The 10,000-nt window shown below is 32.3% G+C and carries 7 protein-coding genes and 1 pseudogene; 3 read left to right on the top strand and 5 right to left on the bottom strand.

Annotated features, from left to right (window positions below; genetic code table 11):
• The 3 genes and pseudogenes from LDL23_RS09205 to LDL23_RS09215 all read left to right on the top strand — a co-directional run.
• A pseudogene (locus LDL23_RS09205) lies at positions 1–449 on the top strand (M23 family peptidase); the annotation flags it as partial.
• 15 nt (positions 450–464) lie between these two features.
• The gene (locus tag LDL23_RS09210; protein WP_291265428.1) at positions 465–2,930 is read left to right on the top strand and encodes a TonB-dependent receptor; all 2,466 of its coding nucleotides are present in this window, start codon (positions 465–467) and stop codon (positions 2,928–2,930) included.
• 43 nt (positions 2,931–2,973) lie between these two features.
• Entirely contained in the window at positions 2,974–3,687 is a 714-nt protein-coding gene (locus tag LDL23_RS09215; RefSeq protein WP_291265429.1) for a hypothetical protein, read from the top strand.
• A gap of 570 nt (positions 3,688–4,257) precedes the next feature.
• On the opposite strand, the gene LDL23_RS09220 is transcribed toward LDL23_RS09215, so the two are convergent.
• The 5 genes from LDL23_RS09220 to LDL23_RS09240 form a co-directional block, all read right to left on the bottom strand.
• Complete coding sequence (locus LDL23_RS09220; RefSeq protein WP_026724767.1) at positions 4,258–4,959, bottom strand: DUF2971 domain-containing protein; 702 nt, start codon at positions 4,957–4,959, stop codon at positions 4,258–4,260.
• A 153-nt stretch (positions 4,960–5,112) separates the two neighbouring features.
• Positions 5,113–6,945, bottom strand: a complete 1,833-nt coding sequence (locus LDL23_RS09225) for an ABC transporter ATP-binding protein (RefSeq protein ID WP_291265430.1) — start codon at positions 6,943–6,945, stop codon at positions 5,113–5,115.
• Positions 6,946–8,673: a phospho-sugar mutase gene (locus tag LDL23_RS09230; protein ID WP_291265431.1), complete on the bottom strand. Its 1,728-nt coding sequence runs from the start codon at positions 8,671–8,673 to the stop codon at positions 6,946–6,948. It abuts the gene before it with no gap.
• A gap of 84 nt (positions 8,674–8,757) precedes the next feature.
• Positions 8,758–9,699: a glycosyltransferase family 2 protein gene (locus tag LDL23_RS09235; protein ID WP_291265432.1), complete on the bottom strand. Its 942-nt coding sequence runs from the start codon at positions 9,697–9,699 to the stop codon at positions 8,758–8,760.
• 4 nt (positions 9,700–9,703) lie between these two features.
• The coding region (locus tag LDL23_RS09240) for a DUF4199 domain-containing protein (protein ID WP_291265433.1) at positions 9,704–10,000 on the bottom strand (297 nt) is incomplete at its 5' end.

A 10,000-nucleotide genomic window follows, 5' to 3' on the forward strand; every position in this document is an offset into this window, starting at 1 on the left:
TTACGGTTACCTTTAATGACGTTCAAGGTCTTACAGAAGAACAATTAGCCAAAACATATATAGCAACACTAGATGGATATAAATTAGAGTACAATAAAACGTATCGAAAAGGAAATTCATTTACAATCAAAACAAAATCATTAGGTAAATTTAAATTAGCTCAAGATGTAACGCCACCCAGAATTTATAATGTAAATTTTGTTGAAGGTAAAACGCTTAAAGAGCAAAAAACAATAAGTGTTTCGGTTACTGACTTGCATTCTGATATTGATACTTACAATGGTTATTTGAACGGAAAATGGATTTTACTTGAATACGATTACAAAACAAAAAAGTTGGTACACAATTTAGATGATAATATTTGCGTTCCAGGTAGAAACGATTTAAAGATTGTTGTGACGGATAATTTACAAAATTCTACTACCTTTGAATCTTACTTTTTTAGATAATTAAAACACATTCTTTTGAAAAATATATTTTTTGTATTCTTTGTTGCTTTATTTTCCCTCACTGTTTCGTCACAAAAGGCACGAGTTAAAGGAGTTATTTTAGACGAATTCAATAATCCAGTTGAAAATGTAACGGTAAAAGCGGGAGACAAAGGAACGGTTTCCAATGAAAATGGTTTCTATATTTTAGAAATTCAAGCCAATAAAAAGGTAGCAATTGTTTTTTCTCACATTTCGCTAAAAAAAATTACTTTAGAAGTAAATCTAAAAGCTAACGAAGACTTTGAATTAAATCCTGTTATGAATTCAAAAGTAGAGGAGTTTGGCGAAGTAACAGTCTTTGGAAATAGTAAGAAGCGAATTGAAGGCGTTACCACAATTGATCCTGTAGTAATACGTAAAATACCTGGAGCAAATCCTGGAATTGAAAATATAATCAAAACATTACCAGGTGTTTATTCTAATAACGAATTGAGTACTTCTTACGCAGTTCGTGGAGGAAATTACGATGAAAACTTAGTTTATGTAAACGAAATTGAAGTCTATCGTCCTTTTTTAATTCGTTCAGGTCAGCAAGAAGGGTTGAGTTTTACGAATACCGATATGGTTCAAAATGTAGACTTTTCAGCGGGTGGATTTCAATCTAAATATGGTGATAAATTATCATCGGTTTTAGATATTACGTATCGCAATCCAAAACGTTATGGTGCTAGTTTAGAAGCTAATTTTTTGGGAGGAAGTTTAACAGTAGAAGGCGTTTCTAAAAATCAAAAATGGACTAATATTACCGGAATTCGTTATCGTGATAATAGCCTTTTAGTCAATAGCCAAGAAACACAAACCAATTTTAGACCTACATTTTTTGATGTACAATCATTGTTGAATTTCAATGCTTCCACCAAATGGAATTTTAGTTTTTTAGGCAACATTTCGCAAAATAAATACAATTACCAGCCTTTAACACGTCAAACCAACTTTGGTACTATCGATGAGCCAATTGCTTTGTTGGTATTTTATGAAGGACAAGAAAAAGATAAATACCTTACTTTTTTTGGTGCAGGAAAAGCAGTGTATCAATACAACAAAAAAAACAAATTGAAATTTATACTTTCAGGTTATCACACGCAAGAGCAAGAATATTATGATATCTTAGCGCAATACAGGTTGGGTGAGGTTGATGCCAATATTGGTTCAGAAACGTTTGGTGATGTTGTTTTTTCTCGCGGAATTGGTTCGCAATTAAATCACGCTCGTAACGATTTAGATGCTTTAATCGTAAATGCCGAAGTAAAAGGATTTCATGAAATTAATACTAAATCCCAAATTGAATGGGGAGCAAAATTTACTATTGAAGATATAAGAGATCGATTAGTAGAGTGGGAGGCAGTAGATTCTGCTGGTTTTTCACTACCAAATCCATTATTGGAATATGTAAACGATCAACCTTATAATTCTTATGTTGGACCATTAGCACCTTATAAAAATATTAGAGCTACTAATTTTACTAAAATTAATAGATTGTCTGGATATTTACAATGGAATTATAGAGGAAAACTAGGAGCTCATGAGTATTGGTTTAATGCAGGAATTCGTTCCCATCAATGGCAAGTTACTGCTGATGGAAGACCAGATGGAGATAGTCAAATTACGTTCTCGCCAAGAGCTCAATTCGCCTTTAAGCCTGACTGGAATAAAGACATGATGTTCCGATTATCGGGAGGTTTGTATCATCAACCACCATTTTATAGAGAGCTTCGAGATTATGATGGAGTTGTACAAACCAATGTAAAAGCCCAACAGTCGATACATGTGGTTTTGAGTAATGATTACAGTTTTAAAATGTGGTCGCGACCATTTAAATTAGTTTCGGAAGCCTACTATAAAAATATTACCGATGTAAATACTTATACGATTGATAATGTTCGTATTCGCTATAGAGCTAACAATAATGCAGAAGCTTATGCGTATGGATTTGATGCGCGTTTGAATGGGGAATTTGTTCCAGGTACAGAATCTTGGTTCAGTTTTGGTTACTTAAAAACAGAAGAAAATCAAGATGGCAAAGGTTTTATAGCGCGTCCAACTGATCAAAGATTGAAATTTGGAATGTTATTTCAAGATTATATGCCTAATATTCCAAATTTAAAACTGTATTTGAATTTAGTTTATAACACTGGATTACCGGGTGGCGCACCTTCTTACGTTAAAGATTCTTACGACTATCAAATGAGATTAAATGATTACCGTAGAGCCGATGTTGGATTTTCTTATGTGTTTAAAGACCATGAAATTAAATCTAATAAAATATGGTTAAAACCCTTCAAAGAATTTTCTTTAGGGTTAGAAATTTTCAACTTGTTCAACAATCAAAATGCGATTACCAATACTTGGGTTCGAGATGTATATACCAAATCACAATATGGTATTCCAAATTACATGACCACTCGTGTTTTCAATATCAAATTAATTGCTCGATTGTAAGCCAATAATTATTTTAGTATATTTGACTATAAAATTCAAACAGATGAAGCGTATTCTTTTTACTTTTAGCTTGGTTGCAACTTTAATGAGTTGTAAAAAAGAAACGGAAACTCCAAAAGTTATCTATGAAGATGGAAAAACTAAGGTAGAAGCGGAAATGAGAGATACATCATCTATCAAAGTGGCTGATTTACCAATTTTGATGGAAGGAACCCAATATTTAATTCATCCTGTTGGAGATGTTCGTGTGTATGACTCGAATAGTAAAGTGTATGGAAGCAGTAAAACCAACCAAGTAAGTTATGCGATTTCCAATTACAACCGATTTGAAATTACAGGTTACTTCGATAATTTGAATTTCCAACATATTGATTCAACCACTGTTAAGCCATTAACTGATAAGAAAATCCAAATTCAAACCGCAACATTTTTAGATGGAATTGCCACTAAAACTAAAAAGCAAATAATCGTTTACACTTTGGTTGATTCGGATACAAACAAAGATGGAAAAATCAATCAAAACGATATCCGCTCGTTGTATTTAAGTACAATTAGTGGTGATAACTTCACTAAACTTTCAGAAGAATTTCAAGAATTAATCGATTGGAATATCATCGAAGCTCAAAACCGTTTGTATTTCAGATGTATCGAAGATATTAACAAAAACGGCGCTTTTGATAAAAACGATAAAGTACATTACCATTTCGTAAATTTATTAGCAGACGAGTGGAAAGTGGAAATGTATAATCCGAAGTAATTTTTGAATACTTGATGAGAATCAAACTTATTTTTCTTTCCTTTTTTATTTTGTTTTGTAATTTATCTTTAGCAGAAGGTCAAGACGGTTTAGGAAATATTTTGAGTTTTGGATATTCCTTAATGATTATCACAAATCTTTTAATTTATATTTTTGTGATAGGTGTACTTGTAAAGTTTCTTTTTTTTAAAGGAAATTCAAAAAATGGATTTACTAAGTCCTTTTTGATTTCTACTCTAATCTCGCTTTTACTCTTAGTTATTTTTAAAGATGAGTTTACTTTTTTACTTTTCAATATTTTATAAAGTAATAGTAAAATATGTCATCCCTACGGGATTTTTGTAGTAGTTAGATATTCATGTGTTACCAATATTCCATGCCTAACGGCATTTTTTAGAATTATATTATCATTATTGCAACATCATTTTATTAGTTCCATTAGGAACGATACTTCGGTAAAAAAAAATCTTCCAAACGAATAAAAGTCCCGTAGGGACGACATTAAAATAAAAAAAAGAAAATCCGCTTCAATCCGCGTTGCAAAGCATCCATTTCATCCGCGTTCCAACTCTAAATCAAAATATCACTTTCTAAATCCGATTTTTCAATTTCAAAATCAAAGCCTAATTTAGAAACCAATTCAATTACCAATTTCTTGTACCAGTTTTCACTTTTAGGATGAATGTAGATTTTTTCTATAAGTTGATTTAAGTTAACATCGACTTTTAAACCGTTATCGATTTTCATTCCATTAGCCGAAACGTCAGAAATAATGCGGATTTCTCTTTCATATTGAAAACTTTTTCGTTTAAATAAAAACGGGAAAAACGTATCTTCAAACGGAATAAACTCTTTTTTATAATCAATGTAATTTACGGCACCAATATATTGCTCGGTTTGTCTTTCAGGTTGTAAAGCTTCCTTAAGTCTGCCAATCGTAGTTTGAATGGCTAAACCTTCTGTATTTTGAGTGAAAATCTGCCACATCGCAAACGATTCGTATTCGTTGATATGCCAACTACTAATCACTACTTTTTCACGATGAGATTTGTAGTAATCTAAAAACTTCGGATTGTTAGCAGCAATTTTCTTGATTTCTTCAAAAGTGGGTTCCGAAAATGTGCCTTCATATTGGTCTTCAAACTTATCCGAACGCGACATAAACAATTGTTGTGACAACAGCATGTCTAAAAACTTAGACAAGTCCAAATATTTCCAAACAATGGTATCATTGTCATCGGGTAAAGTGATATTTGGATGGTTTACATACATTTTTCAAGTGCAATTACAAGTTCAAAAATCAAATTCAAATACAATTACAAATTTTGGAACACAGATTTAAGAAATTTCAATAATCTAAAAAATCTTAAATGAGATTAATTTATATTACTTAACTCCTAACTTCCAGCTCCCAACTCCTAACTTTTATTCAAAACTTTGCATCATCACCAACTTCGAATACGTTCCGTTTAAAGCTAATAATTCGTCATGGGTTCCTTGCTCTACGATTTCACCTTTCTGCATTACAACAATTTTATCCGCTTTTTGAATTGTGGATAAACGGTGCGCAATAACAATTGATGTTCGGTTTTGCATCATGTTTTCTAATGCTATTTGAACAAATTTTTCACTTTCGGTATCTAAAGCCGAAGTCGCTTCATCTAAAATCATAATCGGTGGATTTTTCAAAACGGCTCTCGCAATCGAAAGACGTTGTTTTTGTCCACCTGAAAGTTTTCCTCCTGCATCACCAATGTTGGTTTCAATTCCGTTAGGTAAGTCTTTTACAAACTCGTAAGCATTTGCCACTTTTAAAGCTGCAATGATTTCTTCATCGGTTGCACCTTCTTTTCCTAAACGAATATTGTTTTTAACCGTATCATTAAATAAAATCGAATCTTGTGTAACCAATCCCATTAAATCACGTAGCGATTCTAATGTCATGTCTTTAATATCAATTCCGTCGATTTTTACCGTTCCTTCCTGAACATCATAAAAACGAGTCAATAAATTCGCAATCGTACTTTTTCCAGAACCCGATTGCCCAACCAAAGCTACCGTTTTTCCTTTAGGAATTTCCAATGAGAAGTTTTTCAATACATTTTCTTCAGCATAACTGAAATTGATGTTTTCAATACTAATTTTATCTGTGAAAGTTTCTTTTACAATGGCATTTTCTTTATTGGTAATGGTGTTTTCCACTTCTAAAACTTCAAACACACGTTCGGCAGCAGCTAATCCATTTTTAACAGCATAAGAAGCTTTTGAAATCGCTTTAGCTGGAGTTAAAATGTTGTAAGCCAAGCCGATATAGGTAATGAAATTTGAACCTTTTAAAGAACCTTCGACTAAAACTAAGTTTCCTCCATACACTAATAATACGCCAATAACTAAAATCCCCATAAACTCACTCATGGGAGAAGCTAAATTATTTTTCTTTCCAATCGAGATAGTTAATTGGTATAAACGATTTATGGAATCGTTGAAAGTTTTAGCAAAATATTTTTCAGCATTGTAACTTTTAACCACCTTTAAACCACCTAAACTTTCTTCAACAATCGAAATTAAATAGCCATTTTCTTGTTGGGCTTTAGTTGATTTTGATTTTAAACTTTTACCAATTTTTGAAATAACGAATCCAGAAATAGGAATAAAAACAAATACAAAAACAGTTAATTTCCAACTAATGGATATCATAGCAATTAACGAAAATAAAATAGTTAGAGGTTCTTTAACGATAAGTTCTAAAACCATGAAAAACGAATTTTGAACTTCGTTAACATCTCCTAGCATTCGTGCCATTACATCCCCTTTTCTTTTTTCAGAATAATAAGAAACAGGTAATGAAACAATTTTGTTGAACATTTTTTCACGTAAATCACGTAGTACTCCTGTTTTAACTTTCGTTAAGTGTTGTAATGCTAAATAATTGGACAGATTTTTAAATAAAAAAGTTACCAATACTAAAGCTACAGTAAGCATTAATCCATATTGAATACCATAATCTTTAGAATATTGATTGACATAATAGGCGATATATTCTTGCCAATTGCTCAAAGCATTAATGACTCCATCGTAAATTGGTAGTTTAACTTCGTCTGTTTTTCTTTCATCAAATAAAACAGAAAGAACAGGCATAATAAAGACCATTCCTAATGTTCCAAATAATGCATACAAAATGTTGAATGATACGTTACCAATAACATTGTATTTGTACTTTCTTGCAAAAGGAATAAGTTTTTTAAAATTTTCGTCCATTTAGTTTAATTTCATTGCCGAAATAATTCCTGCAATTTTGTTGTCTAATTCTTTTTCTACTGATTCAGCGTTATCAATCGTGTCTAAAATTCCATTTACGCTGAAATAGAATTTAATTTTAGGTTCTGTTCCACTTGGTCTTGCACAGATTTTGCTTCCGTCTTCCAAATAATAAATCAATACGTTTGATTTTGGAATGTTAATTTCAAATTCTTCGTTATTCATGAAGTCTTTTCCTTTAGAAGCTTGGTAATCCTCGATACAAATTACACGTTGTCCGTTGATTTCCTTCATAGGATTTTCGCGTAAGTCAACCATCATTTGTTTAATTTCATTCGCACCTTCAATTCCTTTTTTGGTAATCGAAATCAAATGTTCTTTATAGAAACCAAAATCAATATATAAATTCAATAATTCTTGATATAACGAACTTCCAGAAGCCTTAGCTTGTGCTGCAATTTCACTCACTAATAAGATAGCGGCAACTGCATCTTTATCACGAACCGCATCACCCACCATAAAACCGAAACTTTCTTCACCACCTCCAACAAATTTCTGATTTGGGAAATCTTTAATGAATTTCGCAATCCATTTGAAACCGGTTAATCCTGCTTTACATTCTACATCATAAGCTGCTGATAATTCTAACATCATTGGAGTAGAAACGATAGTGGAACCAATGAATTCATTTCCTTGGAATTTATCTGCACGTTTCCATTGCTCTAATAAGAAAGCGGTCATGATAACCATCGTTTGGTTTCCGTTTAATAATTTGATGTTTCCATCTAAATCACGAACCGCAACGCCTAAACGGTCGGAATCTGGATCGGTTCCTACTACCATGTCAGCACCAATTTTTTCTGCTAAAGCAATTGCCATCGACAACGCTTCTGGTTCTTCTGGATTTGGAGAAACTACAGTTGGGAAATCACCATTAGGTTCCGCTTGTTCTGGAACGATATTTACATCGGTATAACCCGCTTTAGCTAATACGTTTGGAATTGCTTTAATCGAAGTTCCGTGTAAAGAAGTATAAACGATTTTTAAATTCGATTTAGCTTCAGTTGGCGTATTAAAACTTGCATTTTCTATAGTTGATTTCGCGAAAGCTTCGTCAACTTCGGTATCTATATATTCAATTAAACTGTTGTTCGCTTCGAATTTAATATCGCTGTATTTTAAATCTTCAATTACTTTGATAATTTCAGCATCTTGAGGCGGTACTAATTGACCACCGTCTTGCCAATATACTTTGTAACCGTTGTATTCTGGTGGATTGTGAGAAGCCGTTAAAACAATTCCTGCATGACAATTTAAGTAACGAACCGCGAATGATAATTCAGGAGTTGGACGCATATCTGAAAACAAATACACTTTAATTCCGTTTGCCGAAAAAACATCAGCCACTACTTTAGCTAAAGTGTTGCTGTTATGACGACAATCGTAAGCAATCGCTACTTTTAATTGTTCGTTTGGAAACGATTTATGTAAATAATCTGATAAACCTTGTGTGTTTTTACCTAATGTATATTTGTTGATACGATTCGTTCCAACACCCATAACCCCACGCATTCCACCGGTTCCAAACTCTAAATTTTTATAGAAACTTTCTTCTAACTCTTTTGGAGCCGAAGTCATCATTTCTTCAATAGCGTTTCGAGTTGCTTCGTCAAATGTTGGGGTTAACCACTCGTTTACTTTGTTTAAAATACTTTGTTCGATATGCATTTTTAATCTTGATATTTTTAAAAATCTAAAAATGATTTTTTAATTTATTTTCATGGTATCACAAATTGTGATAGTAGTTTAAAACTATATTACTTCTGAAATCTTATAACGTTCTTCGTTGTTTTTGGTTCTTAGGATAATTTCACCTAAAAATCCGGCTAAGAATAATTGAGTTCCAATTAACATTGCGGTTAATGCTAGATAAAATTGAGGTCTTTCTGTTATTAATCTTCCGGTTGTGTTGATGAATAATTTATCGATTCCTAAATAGAAAGCGAATAAAAATCCAATCATAAACATAATAGAACCTAATAATCCGAAAAGGTGCATTGGTCGTTTTCCGAAGGTAGAAAGGAACCAAATTGTAATCAAGTCTAAGAAACCATTGATAAAGCGACTCATTCCAAATTTAGAACTTCCGTATTTTCTAGCTTGATGAATCACGACTTTTTCACCGATTTTTCCAAATCCAGCATTCTTTGCTAAAACAGGAATGTAACGGTGCATTTCACCAGAAACTTCAATATTTTTTATAACGATATTTTTATAGGCTTTTAATCCACAGTTAAAATCATTCAAATTAACGCCAGATGTTTTTCGAGCGGCCCAATTGAATAATTTTGACGGAATATTTTTCGCCACAACCGAATCGTAACGTTTTTTCTTCCAACCTGAAATTAAATCATAATTATCTTCAGTAATTAAACGGAATAATTCTGGAATTTCATCTGGACTATCTTGTAAATCGGCATCCATGGTAATTACTACATCACCTTGTGCTTTAGCAAATCCAGCATGTAAAGCTTGTGATTTTCCATAATTTCTAAGAAAACGGATTCCTTTTACATTCGGATTTTCGTGAGATAATTTTTCGATAACATTCCAAGAAGCATCAGTACTACCATCATCAATAAAAAGGATTTCATAGGAATAGTTGTGCGCTTGCATCACTTTCACAATCCAATTGTGTAATTCGGGTAACGATTCTTGTTCGTTTAATAATGGGATAACTATGGATAAATTCATTTATTTAGAATACAGGTTTGTCTTTTTTGAAGATAGCAGCTAAAATGGCACCAAATATGGCAGAGCCAACAATACTCCATATACTTCCTTTTAGTTGTTCAATAGTTGAAAATTGATTGTAATCTTTCATTTTATCAACAGTTTCTTTTATAGCAGAGGTTGGTGTTCCAAATTTCTCTAACATTTGAACAGTTGACTCAAGTGTAAGTTCTTTTAAACGAATTGCAGCTTCTGGATCAATTACATTGAAAAGTAAAATATTGTATATAACGGATATTGCAATACCAATTAGTGCTGAAAT

Source organism: Flavobacterium sp. (genome assembly GCF_020217025.1).
Lineage (GTDB): Bacteria > Bacteroidota > Bacteroidia > Flavobacteriales > Flavobacteriaceae > Flavobacterium.

Bases quoted from the DNA above. Each gene is read 5' to 3' on its own strand.
- LDL23_RS09215 (WP_291265429.1), top strand. From the start codon at position 2,974: ATGAAGCGTATTCTTTTTACTTTTAGCTTGGTTGCAACTTTAATGAGT.
- LDL23_RS09220 (WP_026724767.1), bottom strand. From the start codon at position 4,959: ATGTATGTAAACCATCCAAATATCACTTTACCCGATGACAATGATACC.
- LDL23_RS09225 (WP_291265430.1), bottom strand. From the start codon at position 6,945: ATGGACGAAAATTTTAAAAAACTTATTCCTTTTGCAAGAAAGTACAAA.
- LDL23_RS09230 (WP_291265431.1), bottom strand. From the start codon at position 8,673: ATGCATATCGAACAAAGTATTTTAAACAAAGTAAACGAGTGGTTAACC.
- LDL23_RS09235 (WP_291265432.1), bottom strand. From the start codon at position 9,699: ATGAATTTATCCATAGTTATCCCATTATTAAACGAACAAGAATCGTTA.